The organism is Clostridia bacterium (genome assembly GCA_017410375.1).
Classification (GTDB): Bacteria; Bacillota; Clostridia; order RGIG6154; family RGIG6154; genus RGIG6154.
On sequence record JAFQQW010000049.1, the window covers coordinates 1 to 24,205 of the forward strand.

At 43.6% G+C, this 24,205-nt stretch carries 23 protein-coding genes; 13 read left to right on the plus strand and 10 right to left on the minus strand.

Translation table 11 applies throughout. The features are described 5' to 3' along the window. The first annotated feature begins 137 nt into the window (after positions 1-137). The 3 genes from IJE10_06690 to IJE10_06700 all read left to right on the plus strand — a co-directional run bounded on the left by IJE10_06690 (position 138) and on the right by IJE10_06700 (position 1,483). Positions 138-659 carry an adenylate kinase gene (locus IJE10_06690; protein ID MBQ2967786.1) on the plus strand — a complete coding sequence of 174 codons (522 nt, stop codon included), beginning with the start codon at positions 138-140 and terminating at the stop codon, positions 657-659. 107 nt (positions 660-766) lie between these two features. After that, positions 767-940 carry a hypothetical protein gene (locus IJE10_06695; GenBank protein ID MBQ2967787.1) on the plus strand — a complete coding sequence of 58 codons (174 nt, stop codon included), beginning with the start codon at positions 767-769 and terminating at the stop codon, positions 938-940. Between the two features lie 54 nt (positions 941-994). After that, entirely contained in the window at positions 995-1,483 is a 489-nt protein-coding gene (locus tag IJE10_06700) for an adenylate kinase (protein MBQ2967788.1), read from the plus strand. 72 nt (positions 1,484-1,555) lie between these two features. Here the strand turns inward: IJE10_06700 and IJE10_06705 are convergent, their stop codons facing one another. The 7 genes from IJE10_06705 to IJE10_06735 form a co-directional block, all read right to left on the minus strand. Beyond that, positions 1,556-2,950 carry a sodium-dependent transporter gene (locus tag IJE10_06705; protein MBQ2967789.1) on the minus strand — a complete coding sequence of 465 codons (1,395 nt, stop codon included), beginning with the start codon at positions 2,948-2,950 and terminating at the stop codon, positions 1,556-1,558. A gap of 86 nt (positions 2,951-3,036) precedes the next feature. After that, positions 3,037-3,918: a DMT family transporter gene (locus IJE10_06710; GenBank protein ID MBQ2967790.1), complete on the minus strand. Its 882-nt coding sequence runs from the start codon at positions 3,916-3,918 to the stop codon at positions 3,037-3,039. A gap of 16 nt (positions 3,919-3,934) precedes the next feature. Further along, positions 3,935-4,807 carry an AraC family transcriptional regulator gene (locus IJE10_06715; protein MBQ2967791.1) on the minus strand — a complete coding sequence of 291 codons (873 nt, stop codon included), beginning with the start codon at positions 4,805-4,807 and terminating at the stop codon, positions 3,935-3,937. After that, positions 4,804-5,313: a flavin reductase family protein gene (locus IJE10_06720; protein MBQ2967792.1), complete on the minus strand. Its 510-nt coding sequence runs from the start codon at positions 5,311-5,313 to the stop codon at positions 4,804-4,806. Before IJE10_06720 ends, IJE10_06715 begins: the two co-directional genes overlap by 4 nt. 407 nt (positions 5,314-5,720) lie before the next feature. Beyond that, complete coding sequence (locus IJE10_06725; GenBank protein MBQ2967793.1) at positions 5,721-6,554, minus strand: sugar phosphate isomerase/epimerase; 834 nt, start codon at positions 6,552-6,554, stop codon at positions 5,721-5,723. Positions 6,555-6,556: 2 nt separating this feature from the next. Further along, the gene (locus tag IJE10_06730; protein ID MBQ2967794.1) at positions 6,557-7,417 is read right to left on the minus strand and encodes a Gfo/Idh/MocA family oxidoreductase; all 861 of its coding nucleotides are present in this window, start codon (positions 7,415-7,417) and stop codon (positions 6,557-6,559) included. 13 nt (positions 7,418-7,430) lie between these two features. Further along, entirely contained in the window at positions 7,431-8,504 is a 1,074-nt protein-coding gene (locus IJE10_06735; GenBank protein MBQ2967795.1) for a Gfo/Idh/MocA family oxidoreductase, read from the minus strand. 122 nt (positions 8,505-8,626) lie between these two features. Here IJE10_06735 and IJE10_06740 point away from each other — a divergent pair, with 122 nt between their 5' ends. After that, a complete protein-coding gene (locus IJE10_06740; protein ID MBQ2967796.1) occupies positions 8,627-9,460 on the plus strand; it encodes a helix-turn-helix transcriptional regulator in 834 nt (277 codons plus the stop codon). A gap of 39 nt (positions 9,461-9,499) precedes the next feature. Here IJE10_06740 and IJE10_06745 read toward each other — a convergent pair whose 3' ends face one another. Continuing rightward, positions 9,500-10,363, minus strand: a complete 864-nt coding sequence (locus tag IJE10_06745; protein ID MBQ2967797.1) for a DNA/RNA non-specific endonuclease — start codon at positions 10,361-10,363, stop codon at positions 9,500-9,502. A 515-nt stretch (positions 10,364-10,878) separates the two neighbouring features. Here IJE10_06745 and IJE10_06750 point away from each other — a divergent pair. Further along, complete coding sequence (locus IJE10_06750; GenBank protein ID MBQ2967798.1) at positions 10,879-11,112, plus strand: helix-turn-helix transcriptional regulator; 234 nt, start codon at positions 10,879-10,881, stop codon at positions 11,110-11,112. A gap of 39 nt (positions 11,113-11,151) precedes the next feature. Here the strand turns inward: IJE10_06750 and IJE10_06755 are convergent, their stop codons facing one another. Continuing rightward, the gene (locus IJE10_06755; protein ID MBQ2967799.1) at positions 11,152-11,745 is read right to left on the minus strand and encodes a flavin reductase family protein; all 594 of its coding nucleotides are present in this window, start codon (positions 11,743-11,745) and stop codon (positions 11,152-11,154) included. Positions 11,746-11,764: 19 nt separating this feature from the next. Then, positions 11,765-13,141, minus strand: a complete 1,377-nt coding sequence (murC, locus tag IJE10_06760; GenBank protein ID MBQ2967800.1) for a UDP-N-acetylmuramate--L-alanine ligase — start codon at positions 13,139-13,141, stop codon at positions 11,765-11,767. A 190-nt stretch (positions 13,142-13,331) separates the two neighbouring features. Between murC and IJE10_06765 the strand changes: the two genes are divergently transcribed. The 8 genes from IJE10_06765 to IJE10_06800 all read left to right on the plus strand — a co-directional run bounded on the left by IJE10_06765 (position 13,332) and on the right by IJE10_06800 (position 24,113). Continuing rightward, complete coding sequence (locus tag IJE10_06765) at positions 13,332-14,546, plus strand: homoserine dehydrogenase (protein ID MBQ2967801.1); 1,215 nt, start codon at positions 13,332-13,334, stop codon at positions 14,544-14,546. 17 nt (positions 14,547-14,563) lie between these two features. Next, positions 14,564-15,775 carry an aspartate kinase gene (locus tag IJE10_06770; GenBank protein ID MBQ2967802.1) on the plus strand — a complete coding sequence of 404 codons (1,212 nt, stop codon included), beginning with the start codon at positions 14,564-14,566 and terminating at the stop codon, positions 15,773-15,775. A gap of 59 nt (positions 15,776-15,834) precedes the next feature. Next, entirely contained in the window at positions 15,835-18,204 is a 2,370-nt protein-coding gene (locus IJE10_06775; GenBank protein MBQ2967803.1) for a hypothetical protein, read from the plus strand. 3 nt (positions 18,205-18,207) lie between these two features. Beyond that, positions 18,208-18,957, plus strand: coding sequence for a 23S rRNA (guanosine(2251)-2'-O)-methyltransferase RlmB (rlmB, locus tag IJE10_06780; GenBank protein ID MBQ2967804.1), 750 nt, complete (start codon positions 18,208-18,210; stop codon positions 18,955-18,957). Positions 18,958-18,970: 13 nt separating this feature from the next. Beyond that, entirely contained in the window at positions 18,971-19,240 is a 270-nt protein-coding gene (locus tag IJE10_06785) for an ACT domain-containing protein (protein MBQ2967805.1), read from the plus strand. A gap of 11 nt (positions 19,241-19,251) precedes the next feature. Beyond that, positions 19,252-20,610 carry a PFL family protein gene (locus tag IJE10_06790; GenBank protein ID MBQ2967806.1) on the plus strand — a complete coding sequence of 453 codons (1,359 nt, stop codon included), beginning with the start codon at positions 19,252-19,254 and terminating at the stop codon, positions 20,608-20,610. A 20-nt stretch (positions 20,611-20,630) separates the two neighbouring features. Continuing rightward, positions 20,631-21,557 (plus strand): cysteine synthase A, encoded by a 927-nt coding sequence (cysK, locus tag IJE10_06795; GenBank protein ID MBQ2967807.1) that lies wholly within the window; start codon positions 20,631-20,633, stop codon positions 21,555-21,557. A 291-nt stretch (positions 21,558-21,848) separates the two neighbouring features. Beyond that, complete coding sequence (locus IJE10_06800) at positions 21,849-24,113, plus strand: ATP-dependent Clp protease ATP-binding subunit (GenBank protein ID MBQ2967808.1); 2,265 nt, start codon at positions 21,849-21,851, stop codon at positions 24,111-24,113. The last annotated feature ends 92 nt before the right edge of the window (positions 24,114-24,205 follow it).

Consider the following 24,205-nt stretch of genomic DNA (forward strand, 5'->3'; position numbering starts at 1 on the left):
TGATAACTGAAATAGAATATGCAGATATGTATGATAAATGCAGTAAAATTCGTAAACTTTTAATCGCATCAATAAATACTGCAAAGGGAAATCAGTAATTATGACAAGGCTCGTATATCATTGAAAGAGGTGGAAAAATGATAATATTAATTACAGGTGCATCACATACAGGTAAAACTGCTTTGGCACAGAAATTACTTGAAAAATATAAATATCCTTATCTGTCAATAGACCATTTGAAGATGGGCCTGATTCGCAGCAAACAAACTGACCTTACGCCTATGAGTGCGGATGAAAAGCTTACAAAATATTTATGGCCTATTGTCCGTGAAATAATTAAAACGGCTATTGAAAATAATCAAAATTTGATTGTAGAGGGATGTTATATTCCTTTTGATTGGAAAAAAGATTTTGAAAATGACTACCTTAAAAATATCAAATATTACTGTCTTGTAATGAGTCAAAACTATATCAAGAATCATTACAAAGATATAACAAAGTATGCCGGTGTGATTGAAAATCGTTTGAAAGATGAAGATTACACAATGGAATGCGCGATTAAGGAAAACGGTTTGATTTTGGAACTGGCGAAAAAACATAATGTTCATTATCTGCTTATTGATGATGAATATAGTGTAAATGTTGATTTAGAATATTAACACCTCATCAGTCACTTCGTGACAGCTTCCACTCAAGGGGAAGCCTTTGAAAGGGTGCATCTAAACCTTATGTGTTGCAATAAAGAATGTCGAAAGGAGAGTCATATATGAAAAAATGGTTGTATTTAATTTTGGGGGCAGTGGTTTTCTTTTTGCTGAATGTTTTGCTTGATTTTCTTATTTTTAATTCTGTCCACTTGGTCAAAACAATTATAAGTGCTGTCGGGTGGGTGCTGTTGTGGATCGTTTTATATGCACTAAAAATAATAAAGTTTAAATAAGTTTATAGGTCTTTTTGCGTTGAATATCAGCTTGTTGTCGAAAGGTGAGATAGGATGGAAAAGGTAATTATCATTGGATGTCCGGGCAGTGGCAAAAGCACCTTTGGACGAAAGCTTAAAAGCATTACCGGCTTGCCGTTGTATCACTTAGACATGCTATTCTGGAACGAGGACAAAACGACTGTTCCGCGTGAGGTTTTTATCGGACGGTTGCAGGCGGTTATGCAAAAGCCTGCATGGATTATTGACGGCAATTATGGCAGTAGTATGGAAATGCGTATCAAAGAAAGTGATACGGTTTTCTTCTTGGATTATCCAACCGAAGTTTGTGTAGAGGGAATCGAGGCAAGAAAAGGAAAACCACGTTCGGATATGCCCTGGATGAATGATGACGGCACAGACAAAGACTTTATTGAATTTGTGAAAAAATACAATACAGAAAGCAGACCGGGCGTTTTAGAATTGCTGAAAAAGTATTCTGATAAGAATATCATAGTTTTCAAAAACAGAGCAGAGGCGGATAAATACTTATCCTTATTATAAAAAGTAGTGCCCATGTAACAAACAAACGGAGCGGAATTCTTATGAATTCCGCTCCGTTTTGTGTTTTTAAGATTAGAATAAATTTATAATGCCGACTGCGAAGATGGCAAGGATGATGATGGGAAGAACAAAGGTCATATAGGGACGCATCCAGGAAGCGACCTTTAAGCCTTTGCCTTCGTTGGCTTCTGCCATGAATTTTTTCCAGCCCCAGCCATAGCGGACGGTACAGAATACAACAAATATAAGCGAGCCTAAGGGCAAAATTACGTTGCTGACTGCAAAGTCCTCTAAATCCATGATGTTTTTGCCACCGATGTTTACATGGCTTAAAAGATTAAAGCCTAAGATGCAGGGAACGGACAAAAGAATCATTAAGGGAGCATTAATCAGGCAAGCCTTTTTACGGCTCCAGCCAAACTGATCCATACAACAAGCCAAAATGTTTTCAAACACCGCAAATACGGTCGAAAGAGCCGCAAAGGTTAAGAAAACAAAGAACAAGCTTCCCCAGAGTCTGCCTAAGGGCATGTTGTTAAAGATATTGGGCAGGGTGGTAAAGATTAAGCCGGGGCCTGATACTTTGCCTGCCTGCGCAGGATCTAACAGCATCTCTTCAACGCCCGGTACATAGGCAAACAGCGCCGGGATAATGATAAGACCCGATACAAACGCCACAAAGGTGTCTAAAACTGCAACATTTACGGCTTCGCCCATGAGTGCACGGTCTTTTTTCAGATAGCTTCCGAAAATTGCCATACTGCCCATACCAAGGCTTAAGGTGAAGAATGCCTGGTTCATGGCATTTACAACAACCTGACCGATGCCGACTTTTCGCATATTTTCAAAGTTGGGGGTCAGATAGAAACGCAAGCCGTCCGAAGCACCGTCTAAGAAAATGCTGTTGATGGCTAAGACAACCATAATGGCTAAAAGTGCTAACATCATGTATTTGGTGATGCGCTCTAAGCCCTTTTGCAGGCTGAACGAGCAAACGGTAAAGCCGATAATAACCACAATAGCCATGTAAATGATCTGGGCAACCGGGTTGGCAACCGTCTGGTCAAAGGCAGCTGAAATGCCTTCAACGGTCATGCCCTCGAATACACCGCGGGCGGTATCCACAAAGAACTGGAGCATCCACGCGGAAACGGTGGTGTAAAACATCATTAAAAGATAGTTACCAATCATACACACATAGCCGTGGATGTGCCATTTAGAGCCTGCAGGCTCTAACCGCTGATACAGCTTAACAGGGCTTTTTTGTGCGGCTCTGCCCATGGCAAATTCCATGGTTAAAACCGGAACACCCATAATCAACAGGAAAAACAGATAAATCAGTACAAACGCACCGCCACCGCTCTGACCTGCCATGTAAGGGAACTTCCACACGTTGCCGATGCCGATGGCACAGCCGGCGGAAAGCAGAATGAAGCCCAAACGGCTTCCTAAGGTTTCTCTTTGCATAAAATCTTCTCCTCATAAAATTTATAGTTATAGTATATCATCTATTACAGCAAAAATCAAGTGTAAAAAAAGCGCTGAGTGGAAACTCAACGCTTTTTGGATTTTATGAAGGATAATTTGGTTTCGGAAAGAATAACCGAAAGGAATATCAGGATAAAGCCAAAGGTCATGGCAAGGGTTAAATTTTCTTCGCCGCAAAGCAGGGAAATCAAAACCCCGAACACCGCTTCTAAGCTTAAAAGAATGGAGGCGGAGGTTGCATCCGCATATTTTAAGCCGATGTTTTGCAAGAGCATTGCTGCTGCGGTGGGGAATGCACCCAGATACAAAATGCCCCATATTGCAGAGGCAGGTACTTCAGCAGGAAATTCTGCGGTAAAGAGCGCCACAATCCAGGATAAAACCGCCGAAACTGCAAACTGCAGAATGGTTAAAAGCACCGGGTCTTTTCCCTTGGAGAAAAAGGCGATGCCCACAATATGTATGGCGTAAAAGACGGCACCGATTAATGTGAACGAATCCCCAAAGCTGATGGAAAAACCTTCGGTTAAGGATACAAACCCGATACCTGCTATGCACAGGAGTGCTGCAATCATATTATATATATCGGGTCTTTTTTTAGAGAATATCCACATCATAAAGGGAACCATCACGCAATATGCCGCAGTTAAAAAGGCGTTTTTGCCCGGCGTGGTGTCGGTAAGACCTAAGGTCTGGGTAAAATAGGCTAAAAACAACATAACCCCTAATGTACCGCCCTTTATAAAGTAGTCTTTGTTCAATAGTTTTAGTTTCTTTACAAAAATCATGCACAAAATGAGTGTGCCGATGGTAAAGCGGATGCCCAAAAGCACAGACGGGTCAAAAACACCCACCGAGTCCTTCATAATTACGAAGGATGTGCCCCAGATAAGTGCCGCCACAAATAAGGCGAGCTTTGCCAAAAGTGATATTTTTTTGTTTTGCATGCTGTTAAACTTCCTTTTATTGATTGTTCTGAACCGTTTCCCGACGGTATTGCCCCGGGGTCAGTTCCATTTTGGCTTTGAACATTTTATAAAAATGCTTTTTGTCGCCATAGCCGACCGCGTGACAGATTTCTTCAATGGAAAGCTCTGTGTTTTCCAACAGTTTTACTGCTTCCATGATGCGCTTTTCAGCGATATATTCGGTTAAGGTCTTGCCGTAAAGCTCCTTGAAAATCCGGCTGAAGTAGGACGGATTGTAAAACGACTTTTCTGCCAGCTCTTCCAAGGATAAGGGCTTGCGGTAGTTTTCTTCTATGTACTGTAAGATTTCGGGCATGATTTTTTGCAGCTGTCTGTCAAACATATACATCTGCTTTTTGCGGATTTCACGCAAAAACTTTGTAATCAGCACGGTAAAATACCCTGTCAGTACTAAATTCTTGCCCGGGGTGTTTTGGTTGCATTCGTTTTGCATGGCGTTTAAAAGACTTTCGATTTCAATCAGGTCAGCCCCTTGAAAAGATACGCAGGGGGCGATGTTTGAAATCTCAGCAGAAAATTCCCGGCAAAGGGATAACGCCAGAAGGTCTGTGGGTTGGTCCGAGAGCAACTTGTTGTAAATCAACTCGGGACGCACATAAATGTCGTAGGCGGACACCTCTTCGTTGGAGGAAAAGGCATGGGTCTCGCCGGGACCGATGTAAATCAGGTCGCCTTTCTGTACTTCAAAAGGTACGCCGTCAACGTATTGGGTGTAGTTGCCTGACAAAATATACACAAACTCCACAAAATCATGCTTATGCTCTTTAAAATGCACCTTGCGGACGGTTTGGCTTACCTGGATGTCACAATCGGCAGGCAACAAATCTTTGGATTTAAATTCAATCATTTCTGTAATACCTTTTCAATTTCTACAATATAAAGCTTGTGGTAGTTTTTATCCCCGTAGCACTTTTCGTCCATTTCAGGGTGTATAAAGCCCTCTGCGTTTAGCATTTGCGCATAATGCTTTTTGCAGAGCAGAACGGTATCGGCTTCGGCAAAGTAGGGGGCTGACTGTTCTTTGGATACGGTAAATCCGCACTTTTCGATTTTATTTTCATCCCGACCCGAGACAGAACCGCAGTATTGTAAATCCTTGCGGTAGGCTTCGGGCAGGAAGTTTAGGCTTAAAGCTTCGCTTTGTTCTAAAAAGGAATAAGTGTGACGGGTGGGGCGCACAAAAATAAATGCCACCGGCTTGTTCCACATAATGCCTACACCGCCCCAGCTGGCGGTCATGGTGTTGATTTCATCGCCTTTTTGTGCCGTAATCAGCATCCAGGTTTTGCCAATCATGTGAAATGGATTTTGCGTTAAAGCCTCGGGAGAAATTTCTTTAAATTTATTTTGCATAAGGACACTCCTTCTGTTTGATTGTTATATCATTATTATATTAACAGATTCGGCGGAAAGTGTCAAATGTTTTAAAACCATTTTTTTGCAAATTTTAAATTTGTCAACTTTATGTAACAAATTATGGTAAACCACTTTTTTGTCAAATCGTGGAAAAAACCACTAAACAAGCGGTAAAAAAATAAAAAAAATATTTAATTTTCGCGGATAACTCGGCAAGTTTTTTGCGGATAACGTGGATAACTCGCGGAAAACGCGGATATTTCAAGGTTTTTCAGGTGGATAACTCAAACCACAACATTTACAAAATAATATATTATGTAAACCAACAGAAAAAACTCAAAAAAATAAAAACGCTGTATAAAAATAACAGCGTTTTTATGGTAAAAAGGTCTTTAAAATTCAGATTAACCACAGATTTCTCTTAAGCGTTTTAAGGCGTCTAAGAAGGCAACCTGCTTGTTTTCATATACATAGGGGTTGTCGTATTTGCGGTTGGTTAAGTTTGCTAAGCCCTCAAAGGTCATCAAATGCGGTTCAAGGGATACAAAGGTCGGTTTTTTATGCATAGCAAGAATCTCTGCGATTTTTGCTTCACCGCAGCCGGGCGGTACGATGGCACCGCTTGCGGTTGCATCCTTGATGTGGAAGTATTCGGTGTAAGGTCCGATTTCTTCATAAGCTTTTAAGGGGTCACAGCCACAAAGTACAAAGTTACCCATGTCAAAAACAGCCTTGAGTCTGCCGTTGAAGGTTTTGAGCAAATCTACGCAGTTTTCAATGTTTTCACCGTACACATCATGCTCATTTTCGTGGCAGAAGGTCATGTTGAAGCTATCTGCAATGTCTAACATTCTGCCCACGTTTTCGATAGACTCGTTTCTGCATTCCTTTAATGTTTTGCCCTCGTGGGGGTAGAAGCTGAACACACGCACTTTGTCGGTGTCGAGGATGCCTGCGATTTCGCACACATGCTTTGTTTTTTCCATGTGGGCATCTAAGTCGTCAGAAAGCTTTACCTTTCCCAAAGGCGAGCCAATGGCAGATACCTTTATGTTGTAGCTGTCCATCTTGCGCTTGATTTCTTTAGCTTGTTCTATGGTGCAGTCAGCAAGGTTTAAGCCCATTGCCACAGAACGAGGCTCGAAATACTCTAAGCCCTGCTCGTGCATCATGGCAAGCTGACCGTCTATATCTTTATCAAATTCGTCTGCAAAGCCGGATAAAATATATTTATTCATAATTATAAGTCTCCTATACGATTTACAGTTTCCGTTTTACCGCTTTCCAAAGAACGAGCGATGGCATTCAGAATAAATACCGGAGCGAAGAAATCTTCGTAGCTCTGTCGGGATTGCTTGTTTTTAAGCAGGTCATAATATTCCTGATATTCCTTTGTAAAGCAAGTATCCAGAGCAAAATGATTACCCACGTGATTGAACATACCGCCTACTGCTGCATAATATATCCAACTGTCTGTAGTAAGCTGGCAGTTGATGTCATACGCATCGTAATGCACCGTGCAGGTTACATGGTCGTTGGTCTTAAATGCGTGTACGCAGTTGGGGTAGTTGCCGAAAATTTCGGTCATAATCTGAACGGCATGCTGAGAATAGAAGAAAAAGCCACCGTAAGGATTGTTGGGATTTAAAGGCGCGCGTACGAAACCACCGATGGTTTTGCCGTAGGTTTCGTTTAAAACAGCCTGCTTCATTGCCTGTACGTGACCTTCCAGAGGTACGCAGGAACCGCCCGAGATAGGCACATTGTTTTCTTTCAGTTCTGCCATAAAGTTTTTGGCATCCTGTTCGGAAACGGTAATGGGCTTGTCAATAAACATCGGAATACCGCTTTTAATATACGGTTTTGCATATTTATAATGGTTGTCACCGTGGCGCGCGGTAATGATAATGCCGTCCACCTTGCCTACAGCCTCGTCATAGTTTTCCATAACAGGAACATTAAACTGTTCGTTCAGTTTTTTAGCCGCTTCGAGGTCGTCACTATACACACCGATGCATTCCACATCGTCTTTATCTTTAAAGAAATTCAAAAACCCGTTGGCGTGAGAATTTTCACAGCCTAAAATTGCAATTTTATACATAACAGATCACCTCTTAAAACTGTTTCGGCAACGGATTTTCTGCGTGTGCGGTTTCAATAACCTGAATAATCTTTGCTGCCATTTCGGGGGTTACGGTAAGGGGTGTGCCCTCTGTTAAATTCTTGTACATCATTTCATAGAATGCGCGTACAGCTTCATTGAATGCAGAGCCTGTAAAATCGCCTTCCTCTGTATGGGTTATCAGTTCTTCCTTACAGAATGTAGGCATACCCTCATCATCGCTGATTGCATCTGCAACGGGCTGACGTTCGGGATTTTCGCCGGGAACGATGTATTTCATTTCATATTTAGCAGTGTTTGCCTTGTATGTACCCAAAGTACCCTGCAGTTTAACATTGTAATCATTAAAAGCATCCATGGAAGAGATTTCCAAGTCTACAACGGGCTTGCCGGGCGCGGTTAAAATGAGCTTTGCATAGTCATCTGCGTCACCTGCAGTAAGACCGGTGGAGCAAAGCTTTGTATATTCAACGCGTGCGTCATCTGAAAGGTCTAAAAAGCCCAAAGCCATGCCAACGGGGTGCGGACCTGTGTTGTAAAGGGAGCCTGCAACTCTGTGCTGTAAGGTCTGCCAGTCCCAACGACGGGATAAGCCGTTGTAACGGATGGAAGCCTGCTTCACTTCACCGATGATACCGCTGTGAATCACTTCAACAGCTTTTAAGTAGTGGGGCGCAAAGAAAGTCTGCTGGAAAACCGCTAAGGTTACATTGTTTTCTTTTGCGATGTTAATCAGGTCATTACATTCGTAGTAGGTTCTTGCAAAGGGCTTTTCTACAACTACATTAAAGCCGTGCTGTAACAAATCCTTTGTTACACTGTAATGGTCATCCGAATAGGATGCGTTGGTAACTAAGTCGATATCGGTTCTGCCAAACAGTTCCTTGTAGTCGGAGAACACTTCACAACCGGGATACTCTCCTTTTGCGCGTTCACGACGTTCATCAATGGGGTCAACAACAGCAACCACATCAAACCAGATGTTGGCTTCGTCTTTCATGAATCTGCCGTGAATGTTTCTGCCGCTTCGGCCCTGACCGATAATGGCAAGTCTTAATTTTTTCATATTACTCACTCCTTTAGCTTTAGTGTACAACGAAAGATATAAAATGTAAATTGCAAAAAACATTAAAAAACATTGCAAAAAATGTAATTTCGTGATAAGATAGTAAAAAAGGGGATGGGAAAATGGAAAAACATGCCTATTGCAAGTATGCGGACGAGCAAATTCTATTTAAATATGAAAAAACGGAAAACTGTGCAGGGGAGCAGTTTAATGCCCATTCCCATGCGGTTTTTGAGTTTTTGCTGATTTTGCAGGGGGATGTGCAGTATACGGTGCGGGGCAAGGAATACCGTTTACAAAAAAACGATTTTGTGATTACAAGAGCCTCTGAAATGCATCGCATCAATCCCGTAAAGCATTCGACTTATGAGCGGTATAACGTATTGTTTGACGAAAAGAGATTGCCTTTTGATATTCTGGAAAAACTGCCTGCCGATACCGATGTGGTGCATCTGCATCATGCAGGTGCGGTTTTATCGGTGTTTGAGAAAATGCGGGACTGTGCAGAAAATGCCGACGAGGATTTGCAAAAGCTGATGCTTATGGGGCTGATGCAGGAATTGGTGGCAACCGTTTTGCTGGCAACCCGTCAGGAGCATAAAAAGGTCAGCCGAACGCCTGCAAATAACCCGGCATACGAGGCGGTGCGGTATATTGAAAACCATTTTGAAACGATAAAGGATATTGACGAGATTGCAAATGCCCTGTATATTACCAAAAGCCATTTGCATCATCTGTTTATCAGGCACATGGGCATCAGTCCAAAAAAATACATTGTGTCCCGCAGACTTTCTGTGGCAGAAAAGGAGATTTATGAGGGGGCAAAACCTACGGAAATTTACGAAAAATACGGTTTTTCGGATTATTCTGCTTTTTACCGTGCCTATAAAAAACAATTCGGCAAAAGCCCTGCCGACAAAACCGCCCTCTATTTCGGGGCAGAAGAATTATATTAAAAAACAAAAACACCAAGGTGTTTCCTTGGCGTTTTTTGCTTAGTATGCACATTTCTGACAGGGAGTGAGTCCTGCGTTTACAGCATCATCCAATGTGATTTCATAGCTGTTTGAACCGCCACAGTTTGCGTCTGTATGGTATCGTTTTCCTGTGGGCGTTCTGTAAATTTTGTTTAAAATATCAGCATCGCTTGATGTCAGGTCTTCAACAAGGTTGTTTTCTCCTGTCTCATAATTGATGAAAATGCCGGGTTGAACATTGTAACAGTACACGCAGAACGAAATGCCTGCTCCGCAGTCCTCGATGGAGTAAGCCTCTATTAAAACACCATCTGCGACCAAATTATTTTCACCGAATATTGGTGTAACACGATACATAACACGGTTATCGGTTTCCTCTACGTAGTCGTCGACCATATTTTCAAAGGGTAACATACCATTTATATTTAAATATCGTGTACCTGTAATCAGATTCTGTGCATTTTCGTTTTCCCCGGATAACTGATAACCGATTAAGTGGCAACGATTGTATATATAACCGCCTTCTACAATATCATATTTTTTGTTGTTCCATCCTGTAGGGGTTACGGATGAGAGGGATTCCCTTTCAGTGGTTGGCATGATATCTTCGCTTATGGAAGCCATACTTACATTGCATCTGCCTAATGCATCTGGGGTATTGTAATATTCAAAAGGTGCGTTTATGATTTCGTAATCTTCGAAAAAAGGTATGTTATTGTTTATGGTTACATATGCTTGCCCGAAATAGGCAGGCAATGTCTTTCTTAACGCATCGCTCTCTTCTGTACTAAAAGAATTTCTCACAATATATACTTGTTGCTCCGTGTCGTTCCATGCTACACCAAGATTGAAACTTTCTGCAATAAATCGGATAGGTAACATGGTACGTCCGTTGATGATTTGCGGTGCAACATCCAAAGTGTATTCGCGATCATTTAGAAAAGCTTTTGTACGGTCGATTTGTAATTTTAAGGTGTTGTTTTCCATTTTTAAAGTGACAGTCTGAGTCAGTTCGTCCCAAAAAACTTGACCGTTAAATGCTTCTATGATTGCTCGTATGGGAACAAGAGTTCGCCCGTTGCTTATGATAGGTGTTGTGTTTTGTCCGTGGTCGATATCCGCTTCCTTACCATTTATTTCCATAATGGAATTGTTAATTTGCATGTTTAACACAATATCAGGCAAATAACTTTTCGCTAATATAAATGAGTTAAATGACAAACATAAAATAACTGTAAGCCAAAATACATTTAGTTTAAAAATGAGCAATTTCTTCATAGCATATCTCCTCTATTACACTTTATTCAACTCAAATTCTAACACATAAGTATTCAATTGTCAACATATGTGTTCAACACAGTGCGAAAAATGAAATATACTATTCTTGAGGTGAGAATATGTATATAGCGACATTAAGTTCCGTCAAAGTAGGTGAAACGGTAGTGTTTTTCAGAAAGAAAAAAGGTGTTTCGCAAGAGGTGTTGAGCGGACTGGCAGATATAGGAAGAAGTCACTTAAGCGCAATCGAAAGAGGTGAACGGAAACCTACCTTGGAAACATTGTACAGAATTTGCAATGCTTTGGATATTAAAATGAGCACTTTCGTTTTAAAATTAGAAGAAATATTGTAAAAAAAGGTCACGGCAATCTGCCGTGACCTTTAAATTATTTTATTTCTTTTTCGGACGTTTTTTAGGTGGTGTTTTCTTTTTGCGGACCGAAAAGCCGAAGTCACCGAGGCGTTTGCCGAGCTCAAAATAGTCGCCGTGGGCATAGGCAATGAGGTTTGCTTTTTCTAAAGCGAGTCTGCCGTTTGGGTCTAAGAGCTTTTCGTCTGCATTGACTGCCGTAATGTCTGCTAAAAACATGTGGTGGGTGCCAAGCTCGATGCAGTCAAACACCTTACATTCCAAAGAAAGCGGACTTTGTTCAAGCTGCGGTGCAGAGACGGTGCTGCAAGGCATTGCGGTAAGTCCCGTTACCTTGAATTTATCGGTATCCTTTCCGCTTTTTACACCGCAGAAGTCTACTGCTTTTACCAGTTCACGGGTGGGCAGATTGATGACAAATTCTCCCGAATTTTTGATTAAGTCATAGGAATATCGTTCGGGACGAACCGAAATATAGGTTTTGGGCGGTTGGGTATTGATGATGCCTGTCCAGGCGACGGTTAAAACATTTGGGTTTTCAACCGTTCCGCAACTGATTAGTGCAGGGGGGACAGGGGCTAAAAGCGCGCCGCCTTTCCATTGAACTTTTGCCATATAACTCTCCTTAAAGGATTTAGTCTTTCATTAAATCCAAAACTTTGAATACGTCACCTGCACCGATGGTTACAAACAGCTTATCATCTGATGCGATGGATTTTAAATAATCCGCGATTTCGGGGAAGGTTTTGATGTACTTGGTGTTCTTGCCCCGTTTTTCAAGCAAAGCGGTAAGGTCGGTGGGCTTTACAAGTCCCGTGTCCTTTTCACGCGCTGCATAAATGTCGGTTACAATGATTTCGTCTGCCAAATCAAAGCATTCGGAAAATTCCTTGAGCAATGCGTGGGTGCGTGTATAGGTGTGGGACTGGAAAATTGCCACGATTTTTCTGCCCTCAAAATTGTTTGCCGATTCCATGGTGGCACGGATTTCGGTGGGGTGGTGGGCATAGTCGTCAATCAAAAGCGCACCGTTGTATTCGCCTTTTCTTTCAAAGCGTCTGCCCGTACCGCCAAAGCGGTTAAGGCTTTTGGCAAGGCTTTCAAAGGAAACACCGTTTTCCAGGGCGTAAAGGGCAACCGAAAGGCTGTTTAAAATGTTGTGCTTGCCGGGTACCGAAAGGGAAATTTCGCCCATCTCTTTGCCCTCTTTCACAAGGGTGTAGGAAGCGCAGTTTTCGCTGTTAAAGGTAATGTCCTTGGCATACACCGTGTTGGTTTTATCATAGCCGAAGGTTTTAACGGGTGCTTTGATGTTTTCAACGGCTTTTAAAGCCTCGGGATCTGTGCCGTTTACAATGACACAGCCGTTTTCGGGTACCAAATCACAGAACTTGTGAAATGCCGAAATGATGTGATCCATTCCCGTAAAATAATCTAAATGGTCTTCGTCCACATTTAAGATAATGGCGGTGGTGGGGTGGAATTCCAAAAAGCTTTCCACATATTCGCAGGCTTCAGCCACAAAGCAGTCGCTCTGTCCGATACGCAAATTTCCGCCCAATTCCTTTACATTACCGCCAACCATTACGGTGGGGTCAAGCCCTGCATCATGCATCACAATGCCTGCCATGGACGAGGTGGTGGTTTTGCCGTGGGTGCCTGCGATGCAGCAGACATTCTGATAGCTTAACATCAGTTCACCCAGAAAAGTGCTTCGCTCTGCCATGGGAATGTTTAAATTTTCCGCTTCTACGCGTTCGGGATTGTCTTTTGCGATTGCCGCGGTGTATACTACAAGGTCAGCACCATGTACGTTTTCGGGCTTATGGGCATAGGTCATGGTAACGCCTGCCGCTTCAAGCTTTTGGGTAAGGGGTGTACAATTTGCATCAGAGCCGGAAACCTCAAATCCTTTATTCCGCATCACAAGGGCAAGTGCGGACATGTTTACACCGCCTGCGCCAATGAAATGAATATGTTTTTTATTTTCGTAAAGCAAAGGTTTTTGCACAATTTTCATCCTTTCCGATATGTAAAAATAACAACTCTTTATATACTATACCAAAAATTTTCATATTTTTCAAGAAAATATGCAATTTTTGTGAAAAAATTCTTGCTTTTTTCCGCGGTTAGTTATATAATAATAGAATCAGAAATATATGCAATTAGACAAACGGATGCAAGAAACGGAGGAGATTTGCATGATTAACGTGGCAATCTTAGGCTTTGGCGTGGTTGGCTCCGGCGTAATGGAAATTATTTCCGAGCGGGCGGACGAGCTTGTGGGCAAAACCGGCGAAAAGCTGAATGTGAAATATATTCTGGATATCCGGGATTTCAGCGCCCATCCCATGGCTGAAAAATTCACCAAGAGCTTTGATGTGATTTTAGACGATCCGGAGGTTTCTGTGGTGGCTGAGGTCATTGGTGGCTTAGATCCTGCATATACTTATACGAAAAAGGCTCTGGAGGCAGGAAAAAATGTGGTAACCTCCAACAAAGAATTGGTGGCACGAAAAGGCGCAGAGCTTTTGCGTATCGCAAAGGAAAACGGTGTGAGCTATCTGTTTGAGGCAAGCGTTGGCGGCGGTATTCCGATTATCCGTCCCTTAAACCAGTGCTTAGCGGCAAACCGCATTACCGAAATGATGGGTATTTTAAACGGTACCACCAACTATATCTTAACCTCGATGATCCGCAAAGGCAACAGCTTTGAAGAAGCACTTGCCAAGGCACAGGAGTTAGGGTATGCAGAGCGTAATCCCGAAGCGGATGTGGAGGGGATTGATGCCTGCCGTAAGGTGTCTATCTTAGCTTCCCTGGTAACAGGCAAAACGGTGGATTCGGAAAAAATACATACCGAGGGTATTACCAAAATCACCTTGCAGGATGTAAAGTGTGCAGAAACCTTAGGCTTTGTGATTAAGCTGATTGGCTACATTCAGGTTTGCGGTGAACAGGTGTTTACCCGCGTGTCTCCGCTTTTGATTGAAAAGACCAGTCCTCTTGCAGGGATTGAAGATGTATTTAACGGCGTTCTGGTTGTGGGCGACTCCACCGGTGAAGTGATGTTTTACGGTAAAGGCGCAGGTAAGCGTCCTACAGCAAGTGCTGTGGTTGCCGATATCATTGATATTGCCCAGAACAACCCCACAGGCAAGTTCATGTGGCAGGATACCGAGGACAAAAACTTTATGGTGCCTCTTTCGGAAAGCAATTCTCACTTCTTCCTGCGTGTGCAGAATGTAAAAGAAGAGCTTCTGGAAAAGGTATTCGGCAAAATTGTTGCCATTTCCAATACGGATGACAACGAAATTGCATTTATCACCTGCGAAATGAACGAAAAGGAATTTGAAGAGAAGAAAGATATCCTGGGTTATGGAAACGTGATTTCCTGTATCCGGGTACACAGATAATTGTAGGAGGTCAGAATATGGCATTAATAGTTAAAAAATTTGGTGGCAGTTCTGTGGCAGATGCCGCAAAGGTAATGAATGTTGCCGGCAGAATTACAGATACCTATAAGGAAGGCAATTCCGTTGTGGTTGTTGTTTCTGCCCAGGGCGATACCACAGACGAACTGATTGAAAAAGCAAACGAAATCAATCCCAAGCATTCCAAGCGCGAAATGGATATGCTTCTTTCTACAGGTGAACAGATTTCCATTGCACTTCTTGCAATGGCGATTGAAAAGCTGGGCTTCCCGGTGGTATCTTTAACCGGCTGGCAGCTGGGCATGATTACCGACAGCCATTACGGTACAGCAAGAATCAAGAAGATTCAGAGTGAAAGAATCCGCAAGGAGCTGGACAAAAACAACATTGTAATTGTGGCAGGCTTCCAGGGCATTAACCAGTTTGGGGACATCACAACCTTGGGCCGTGGTGGCTCGGATACCTCTGCGGTGGCAATTGCGGCAGCACTGCATGCAGACCTTTGCGAAATCTACACAGATGTTGATGGCGTATATACGGCAGACCCGCGTATTGTGCCCGAAGCAAAGAAATTAAATGAAATCACCTACGACGAAATGTTGGAGCTTGCATCGCTCGGTGCAAATGTATTACATAACCGTTCGGTGGAATTGGCGAAAAAATACAGAGTAAACTTAGAAGTAAAATCCAGTTTTGAAAAGGTACCCGGTACTGTGGTTAAGGAGGAAATTAAAATGGAAAGAATGTTAGTCAGAGGCGTAGCAAGAGATAACGACGTTGCAAGAATTGCAATCATGGGTGTAAAAGACGAACCCGGTATTGCATTCCGCATTTTCTCTCTTTTGAGCAAGCATAAGATTAATGTAGATATTATTTTGCAGTCCATCGGCAGAGAAAACACAAAGGATATTTCCTTTACCGTTTCCGAAAGCATTGCAGATGAAACCATGAGAATTATCAATGAAAATATGGAAATGATCGGTGCAGAAAAGGTTACCTGCTCGGATGAATTCTCCAAAGTATCCATCGTAGGTGCCGGCATGGTAAACAACCCCGGTGTTGCGGCAACCATGTTTGAAGCTTTGTTTGATGTGGGTGTAAACATTCATATGATTTCCACCTCCGAAAGCAAGGTTTCTGTTCTTGTCAAGAAGGCAAATGCAGAAAAAGCGGTTCGTGCAATTCACAATAAGTTTGATTTTACCGAATAATTGACTTGCCGCAGTTTCGAAAAGGAAACTGCGGCGGTTTTCTATTGTAGGAGGGACAGATGTCCATGCATGAAAAAGAAGAAATCGTTCCGGGCACAGAAGCAGAGAATGAAGAAATGATAACAAACCCGGACGAGCAGATAACGGATGAAATGTCCGGTGCGGAAGAACCCGAAAACGTGACGGACGAAAATACAGAAGAAACCACGGATGAAGAACAATCCGAAGAAGAAGCTGAAGTCGAAGAAGCTGAAAGTGAGGAAGAATCCGAAGAGGAAGAAACTGAAGAAGCGTCGGAAGAAGCAGAGGAAGAAGCGGAGGAAGAGGCTGAAGAGGAGCCGGAGGAAGAACCGCTGCAACCGAAAAAGCCTCGCTCTTTCGGCAAAATCTGGCTGTTGCAGATGGCAGATGTGTTAAACATTCTTCTGATTCTGGGTGCTGTGGCACTTTTTGTGTTCGGCGGTATGACAGAAGGAGGCTTGCTTTGCTTTGTTTGGCTTTTGCGGACTGTTCTTGGCAGTATGCGCTTTAAAAAGCTTGAAAAGCAGTTGGCAAAAGAGGGGCTTGATGCCTCGTCACTGTACGAAAAAAACGAAGCGGACAAAAAGCTGTATAAGGGTGTGTATATTGCAACCGCCTGCATTATTTTTGTTGTAGGTGCGTTGACAGGACTCTCTTTATATTTCCGCGGTCTGAATTATTCGGTTATTTCGGCATGTGTCGGCTTTCTGGTACTGGTGTGCCCGACAGAAATTTTGCTGTTCCAAAAGCTGGGACGGGCAGAAGGCAAGCGGATTCTTGCAGAGGGTGGCAGTATAAGCTGTCCCGGTGCAAGGGCAATCCGTGAAGCGGAATATGTGGTTGTACGGGAATCCGATGTGGTTTCGGACAAGCTTAAATTTGCAAAAATTGATACCTATTACAAAGCGTTCGGCACAAAGGATTCGTTTATCGGCAGAGACAAGCCTGTTTTCCGAACCATTCTGGAAATGATTGTGCTTGCTTCTGAAATCAAGACAGATGCAAACGGTTTATATAAAGGAAGCGGTGTGGAACTGGCACTTGTGAACATGGCGGCGGAGCAGGGCGTTTACAAAGAAGCTCTGGATGAAAAATTCAAGCGTTCCTTTGTGATGCGTTCGGATAATGCAGTTACATTCGGTGTGAAGCTTCCCGAAGGGGTGCGCATGGTTTCCAAAGGTCAGACTGCGACGATTCTTTCTATGTGTGACCGTGTTCTGGGAGACGGGGAAGTGCATCCCATCTCGGAAGAAATTATAAAAGAAATCACAGACCGGGCAGAGGCTTACCGCAAAGAGGGGGCGCATGTTTGTGCCATTTCGTTCAGCGATTATCAGAAGAAACCTAAAAAAGATACAACCGATAAAATGTTCTTAGGTCTTCTGGTTTCCTATTATATGCCCAATTCCGCAGGCATTGCCATGATTAAAAAGTATGAAAACGCGGGGCTGAAGCCTTTGCTTTTCAGCCATGCGGATAATGAAAAAACAGCGGCAATGCTTAAGCTTTATAAAAAAGATTCGGTTTGTATCATTAAAGAAGAAGCAACCGACGAAAATTTAGAGGATACAACGGCATACTGCGGTATGACACCCGAAAAAGAGCAGTCGGTGCTTGAAGTTTACCGTAAGGCGGGGAAAGCCGTTCTGGTGTTTGTGCAGAAAAAGGAAAACAAGCATCTTTGTCAGAGCACAGATGCGTCTGTGCTGGTGGGTAAGCGTAGTTGCATTGATGGTTGCGGCGGCACGCTTCGTTACAAGAGCGACATTTTTGATTTACGGAAAAATCTTTCAGCTTATCTTTATGCGGAAAAGAAAACAGTAACATTTCTTTTGATTGTCAAGGCGTTTTTACTTGCGTTCGGGCTTTTGTGGAGCGGTATTTCCTTCGCCTGCCCCATGCAGTTTTACCAGATGCTTTTCTTATCTTTGTTTGTGCCTGTGTGTGCAACGCATATTTTGTATGCACCTTATCGGAAAGAAAAAGGAAAAGCGCCCCGTAAAAAAGGATTGGTGGTTACGCTTTATACAATTCTGGCATTTTTGGTGCTTGCCCTTTCGTATGCATTCGGTCGGTATACCGTGCCTGCTTTGTCAGCAGATTCGGCAAAAGTGTTTGCTTCTGCCATGAGCTTTTTGGTGGCAGGCGGTATCCTTTTACTGCTTGCAATACAGAGCATCAGCCATAAAATTCTGCTTAGCTTTTCGTTTATAACAAGCAAGCAGGCGTGGCTCTGCCTGATTATCGGTGCGGTGCTTACGGTTGCACTGTTTATGGTGCCTGCACTTCGCGCATTGGTTGCAATTCCTGCTTTGCCTTACCTGAAGGGCATGTGGATTGGCATATTCTTACTGGTGTTTGCGGTAGCAAGTGATTTGATAAAGTACATTTTAAAAGAAAAGGAATAAATTATGGAACAAAACTTTGCAGAGGGCCGTATTGAAGGCAGAAATCCTGTTCTGGAGGCTTTGAAAAGCGGTAAAACCATTGATAAAATTTATCTTTTGAAGGGAGAGGGACAAGGCTCTGTGGTCAAAATCCGCTCCCTCGCCAAGCAAAAGAAAATTCCCATTGTGGAACTTGACCGCAAAAAAATGGATGAGATGAGTGTGAGCCACAGCCATCAGGGTGTGATTGCACTGGTTTCCCCGGTGGATTATGTGTCGGTGCAGGATATTTTAGACCGCGCCGCAGCAAAAGGGGAAAAGCCTTTTATAGTGGTGTTGGACGAAGTGGAAGACCCGCATAATCTGGGGTCGATTATAAGAACAGCCAACGGTGCAGGGGTGCACGGCATTTTGATTCCGAAGCACAGAAGCACAGGCATTACCGCAACGGTGGCAAAGGTTGCGGCAGGGGCTTGCTTTTATACTCCTGTGGCAAAGGTGACAAATTTAGTGCGCACCATGGAAGAACTTAAAGAGCAAGGTATTTGGTTTTACGGCGCGGACATGGACGGTGAAAAGACGGTGTTTGAAACCGATTTTTCAGGCGGATGCGGGATTGTTATCGGTAACGAGGGCAAGGGCATCAGCCGTCTGGTACGGGAAAAGTGCGATTTTATCGTAAGCATTCCCATGCATGGCGAAATTGAGTCCTTGAATGCGTCGGTGTCGGCAGGTATTTTTATGTATCAGGCAGCATACAGCAGAAATAAGTAAAGGAGAGATATACATGAAAGCAGTTATTACGGTTATCGGTGTGGATAAGGTGGGCATTATTGCCAGAATCAGCGGTCTTTTGGCTGAGCTGAACATCAATATTTTGGACATCAACCAGACCATCATGAACGATTTGTTCACCATGATTATGTACACAGACATCAAGGACAGAAAAATTGAATTTTCTGAAATCTCGGATGCTTTGGAAAAACTGGGAGACGAGATGGGTCTGCAGGTTCGTATCACGCATGAGGACATCTATAAGTCCATGCACAGAATTTAGGAGGCAGCACGGTGATTAATTCATTTGAAATTTTAGAAACCATCAAAATGATTCAGGAAGAAAATTTGGATATCCGTACCATTACCATGGGTATTTCTCTTCTTGACTGCGTGCGGGATTCGGTGGACGAGACCGCAACGAAAATTTATGATAAAATTGCCAAAAAAGCGGAAAACTTAGTGGCAACCGGGGATGACATCGGTGTAAAATACGGTATTCCGATTATCAATAAGCGTGTTTCGGTTACACCCATTGCGCTTCTTGCCAACGGCAAAAGTCCTGAAGATTATGTAAAATATGCCATTGCTCTGGAAAAGGCGGCGCAAACGGTTGGTATAAACTTTATCGGCGGTTTTTCTGCGCTGGTGCAAAAAGGCTATACCGAGCATGACAAGCTTTTGATTGATGCGATTCCTGAGGCTTTAAAGCAGACACAGCATGTTTGCTCTTCGGTAAATGTAGGCTCCACAAAGGCAGGTATTAACATGGATGCCGTTTACAAAATGGGGCAAATTATTAAACAGACTGCAGAAATTACAAAGGAGCAGGGTGCAATCGGTTGTGCAAAGCTGGTGGTATTTTGCAATGCGGTGGAGGACAATCCCTTCATGGCAGGTGCATTTCACGGTGTTACCGAGCCTGAGTCGGTGATTAATGTGGGCGTTTCCGGACCCGGTGTTGTAAAATGTGCCTTGGAAAAGGTGAAAGACGGGGACTTTATGCAGGTTGCCGAAACCATTAAGAAAACAGCCTTTAAAATTACCCGTGTGGGTCAGCTGGTGGCATCTGAAGCGGCAAAGCGGTTAAACACTCCCTTTGGTATTGTGGATTTATCGCTCGCACCGACCCCTGCAGTGGGTGACAGTGTGGCACATATCTTAGAAGAAATGGGCTTGGAGCGCTGCGGTACCCATGGTACAACGGCGGCACTGGCACTTTTAAACGATGCGGTAAAGAAGGGTGGCGTTATGGCTTCCTCTTCGGTTGGCGGTTTGTCGGGTGCATTCATTCCGGTATCTGAGGATGCAGGTATGATTCGTGCCACACAGGACGGTGCATTGTCTTTGGAAAAATTAGAGGCAATGACTTGCGTATGCTCTGTGGGACTTGACATGATTGCTATTCCCGGGGACACCTCTGCCGAAACCATTTCGGGCATCATTGCAGACGAAGCGGCAATCGGTATGATTAACCAGAAGACCACCGCAGTACGTTTAATTCCTGCGCCCGGCACAAAAGAGGGCGATATGGTGGAATTCGGCGGATTGCTTGGTTCTGCACCGGTTATGCGTGTGAATCCTTTTGACAACACCAAATTTGTACGGCGCGGCGGCAGAATTCCTGCGCCTATTCACAGTCTTAAAAACTAAAAAGGAGTTTTGAAGAAACTATGGCATTATTTCGGTCTGTGTCCGAAACGGTGGGGAATACCCCTTTGGTTCGGCTCGCAAATTTTGAAAAAGAATTACAATTGAATTGCAAGCTTTACGGAAAATTAGAGTGTTTTAATCCTGCAGGCAGTGCCAAGGACAGAGTTGCACTTTCCATGATTTGCGACGCAGAGGAAAAAGGCTTTTTAAAGCCGGGCGGCACAATTGTAGAGCCAACCTCGGGCAATACGGGCATCGGACTTGCTTCTTGCGGTGTGCCGAGAGGGTATAAGGTGATTTTAACCATGCCCGACAGCATGAGCGTAGAGCGCATTGCCCTTTTAAAAGCCTATGGGGCTGAGGTTATTTTAACCCCCGGTGCTTTGGGTATGCAAGGCGCGATTGACAAGGCAACCGAAATTGTAGCCAATACAGAGGGTGCATTTATGGCAGGGCAATTTACAAATCCTGCAAACGTAAAGGCGCATTACGAGGGTACGGGCCCCGAGATTTACAGGGATTTGCCCGAAACAGATATTTTTATTGCCGGTGTGGGCACCGGTGGCACGTTAAGCGGTGTCGGTAAATTTTTAAAAGAACAGAACAAAAATATTAAGGTTTTGGCAGTAGAGCCTGCAGATTCGCCCCTTTTATCGGGCGGTAAGGCAGGTCCGCACAAAATTCAGGGTATCGGCGCAAATTTTATTCCTGAGATTTTAGACAGAGATGTGTACGATGAAGTGATTGCAATACCCCATGAAAACGCGTATGAAATGGGAAATCTCCTGGCAAAAAAAGAGGGAATTTTAGTGGGTATTTCAGCAGGTGCGGCACTTTTTGCGGCATCTCTTGTTGCCAAACGGCCCGAAAACAAAGATAAAAGCATAGTGGTGCTGCTTCCGGACAGTGGTGAGCGTTATATGTCAACGCCCCTGTTTGGAAAATAGGCGTAAGTGATCCGAACCTCATATGGTTTGAAAACGGAAAGAACGCATAATTCGGCAGAAAATTCTGCAAATATACGTCAGTATTATTCTTGGATTTTCTTTGTCTTATGACAAATTTCTCGTTTTAAAACTCTTCGACTTTAAACGCAGGAAAATTTGACAGAATTTTTGTGCGGAGGACGAAGATAGGCTGACGCCTTTCAAGGACGACAAATAAAAAGAATTCAAATTTAACAAGTTTAAGGCATATGGGGTTCGAATCCCTTACGCCTAAAAATTGGAGGTGACAGCATGCTTTGTGTGAAGTGTAAGAAAAATATGGCTGTTGTATTCATAAAAAAATTGGAGGCAGGAAAACAGACTACCGAGGGCTATTGTATTGCCTGTGCAGGGGAGTTGGGCTTTTCACCTTTAAACGATATGATGAAGCAGATGGGTATGACCGAAGAGGATATGGAATCCATGCAGGATCAGATGTCATCCATGATGGAAATGCTGGAAAACGGTGAAGTTCCGCCCGAAATGGAGCCTTTTATGGGTTCATTGGGCTTTGCGGACGGTATGCCGGGCAACAGCGATGCAGGTCAGCCCGAATCGGATAAAAAAACCGATAAAAAAGACAAAAAACAGGCAAAAAACGGCAGACAGCGTCCGAGAATGCTGGATACCTTTGGCACAAACTTAAATAAAAAGGCAAAAGAAGGTAAGGTGGACCGCATCATTGGCAGGGATAAGGAAATCGAGCGCGTAGTGCAGATTTTAAACCGCCGTGCCAAGAACAATCCGGCACTGATCGGTGAGCCGGGTGTAGGTAAAACCGCCATTGCAGAGGCGTTGGCGCTTAAAATTATTGAAGGAAAAGTCCCTGCAAAGTTGCAGGATAAGGTGATATACTTAGTGGACTTTGCGGCAATGGTTGCAGGAACCCAGTTCCGCGGTCAGTTTGAGCAAAGGGTTAAGGCACTTTTGGATGAAGCGAAAGCCGACGGTAATGTGGTGCTTGTGATTGACGAGCTGCACAACATCGTGGGTGGTGCAGGCTCTGACGGAGCACTTTCTGCCGCAAACATTCTAAAGCCTGCCTTAGCAAGAGGTGAAATTCAGATTGTGGGTGCCACAACCCTTGCAGAATACAGAAAATACATTGAAAAGGACGCTGCATTAGAGCGTCGTTTCCAACCCGTAATGGTGGAAGAACCCTCGGCAGAGGAGTCTATTGAAATCATAAAGGGTATCCGGGATTATTATGAAAAGCATCATCATATTGTAATCACAGATGATGTAATCCGTCAGGCTGTTTTACTGTCTAAGCGGTTTATTCAGGGTCGTTTCTTACCTGATAAGGCAATTGACGTGATTGACGAGGCAGGGTCTAAGGCGAATTTAGACAATGAAATTTTAACCCAGTACACCATTTTGTCACGCAAAAAGGCAGAGGCGGACAAAGAACTTGCCGAGCTGGAAAACAGCGGTGAGGAAAATGTGGATTATGAGAAAATTGCCAATTTAAAAAGCAAATGCTGTGCCCTTTCGGAGCAGCTTTCGGCATTAGAGCCACAGGTGAAAAGCACCGTGCTTACCGCAGAGGATGTGGCACAGGTTATTGAAATGTGGGCAAATGTGCCGGTGAGCAAAATCGGTTTGCACGAGGGTGAACAACTGATGGGCTTGGAAAGTGCCATTCAGAAAAGCATCATCGGGCAGGACGAGGCGGCATCTGCCGTTGCCAAGGCAATCCGTCGCAAGCGCGCAGGGGTTGAGGGCAGAAACAAGCCGGCTTCCTTTATATTTGTAGGTCCTACCGGTGTGGGCAAAACCGAGCTTGTAAAAGTGCTGACCAAAGAAATGTTCGGGTCCGAGGATGATTTGATTCGCTTGGATATGACCGAGTATTCCGAGGCACATGCGGTATCCAAGCTTATTGGTTCGCCTCCGGGTTATGTGGGCTATGAAGAAGCCGGACAGCTGACCGAAAAGGTGAGAAGAAAGCCTTATTCGGTGATTTTATTTGATGAAATCGAAAAGGCACACAGCAGTATTTACAATATATTGCTACAGATGTTAGACGAAGGCAGACTCACCGATTCGCAGGGACGCGTGGTGAATTTTGAGAATACCGTGATTATTTTAACCTCTAACGCAGGTATTGGGTTTGGCAATGAGAATTTAGGCTTTGCTTCTGTGGTAGAGTCGGAAGAAAACATTGCAAACGATAAGTTGAAGCAGATTTTTAAGCCCGAGCTTTTAAACCGTGTGGATGAAATTGTGGTGTTTAAAAAGCTTAAGCTTGAAAGCTTTGTGAAAATTGCGGAGATTATTGTGCGTGAGGTGCAGGATGCGCTTTTGGAAAAGGGCATTACCTTAGAGGTGAGCGACGAGGCACTTCATATGCTTGCACAAAAAGGCTTTAGTGAAAAATACGGAGCAAGAGAACTAAGACGAACGGTTCAGCGTACCATCGGCGACAAAATTGCAGACCGTATTGTGTCGGGCGAGATTGGCTTTGGCGATGTGGTGCGTGCCAAGGTAGCAGACGGAAATCTTATCATAGAATAACTAAAAAAAGAGACAAAAATATTAATTTTTGTCTCTTTTTTTTTAAGAAATATACAAATATTGCTTGATATATCCTTTGGTTGTTGATATAA

Bases quoted from the DNA above. Each gene is read 5' to 3' on its own strand.
- IJE10_06710 (MBQ2967790.1), bottom strand. From the start codon at position 3,918: ATGCAAAACAAAAAAATATCACTTTTGGCAAAGCTCGCCTTATTTGTG.
- IJE10_06735 (MBQ2967795.1), bottom strand. From the start codon at position 8,504: ATGAAAAAATTAAGACTTGCCATTATCGGTCAGGGCCGAAGCGGCAGA.
- IJE10_06800 (MBQ2967808.1), top strand. From the start codon at position 21,849: ATGCTTTGTGTGAAGTGTAAGAAAAATATGGCTGTTGTATTCATAAAA.
- IJE10_06705 (MBQ2967789.1), bottom strand. From the start codon at position 2,950: ATGCAAAGAGAAACCTTAGGAAGCCGTTTGGGCTTCATTCTGCTTTCC.
- IJE10_06785 (MBQ2967805.1), top strand. From the start codon at position 18,971: ATGAAAGCAGTTATTACGGTTATCGGTGTGGATAAGGTGGGCATTATT.
- IJE10_06745 (MBQ2967797.1), bottom strand. From the start codon at position 10,363: ATGTTACCTATCCGATTTATTGCAGAAAGTTTCAATCTTGGTGTAGCA.
- IJE10_06695 (MBQ2967787.1), top strand. From the start codon at position 767: ATGAAAAAATGGTTGTATTTAATTTTGGGGGCAGTGGTTTTCTTTTTG.
- IJE10_06720 (MBQ2967792.1), bottom strand. From the start codon at position 5,313: ATGCAAAATAAATTTAAAGAAATTTCTCCCGAGGCTTTAACGCAAAAT.
- IJE10_06715 (MBQ2967791.1), bottom strand. From the start codon at position 4,807: ATGATTGAATTTAAATCCAAAGATTTGTTGCCTGCCGATTGTGACATC.
- IJE10_06730 (MBQ2967794.1), bottom strand. From the start codon at position 7,417: ATGTATAAAATTGCAATTTTAGGCTGTGAAAATTCTCACGCCAACGGG.
- IJE10_06700 (MBQ2967788.1), top strand. From the start codon at position 995: ATGGAAAAGGTAATTATCATTGGATGTCCGGGCAGTGGCAAAAGCACC.
- IJE10_06725 (MBQ2967793.1), bottom strand. From the start codon at position 6,554: ATGAATAAATATATTTTATCCGGCTTTGCAGACGAATTTGATAAAGAT.
- IJE10_06690 (MBQ2967786.1), top strand. From the start codon at position 138: ATGATAATATTAATTACAGGTGCATCACATACAGGTAAAACTGCTTTG.
- IJE10_06775 (MBQ2967803.1), top strand. From the start codon at position 15,835: ATGTCCATGCATGAAAAAGAAGAAATCGTTCCGGGCACAGAAGCAGAG.
- IJE10_06750 (MBQ2967798.1), top strand. From the start codon at position 10,879: ATGTATATAGCGACATTAAGTTCCGTCAAAGTAGGTGAAACGGTAGTG.
- rlmB (MBQ2967804.1), top strand. From the start codon at position 18,208: ATGGAACAAAACTTTGCAGAGGGCCGTATTGAAGGCAGAAATCCTGTT.
- cysK (MBQ2967807.1), top strand. From the start codon at position 20,631: ATGGCATTATTTCGGTCTGTGTCCGAAACGGTGGGGAATACCCCTTTG.
- IJE10_06765 (MBQ2967801.1), top strand. From the start codon at position 13,332: ATGATTAACGTGGCAATCTTAGGCTTTGGCGTGGTTGGCTCCGGCGTA.
- IJE10_06755 (MBQ2967799.1), bottom strand. From the start codon at position 11,745: ATGGCAAAAGTTCAATGGAAAGGCGGCGCGCTTTTAGCCCCTGTCCCC.
- IJE10_06770 (MBQ2967802.1), top strand. From the start codon at position 14,564: ATGGCATTAATAGTTAAAAAATTTGGTGGCAGTTCTGTGGCAGATGCC.
- IJE10_06740 (MBQ2967796.1), top strand. From the start codon at position 8,627: ATGGAAAAACATGCCTATTGCAAGTATGCGGACGAGCAAATTCTATTT.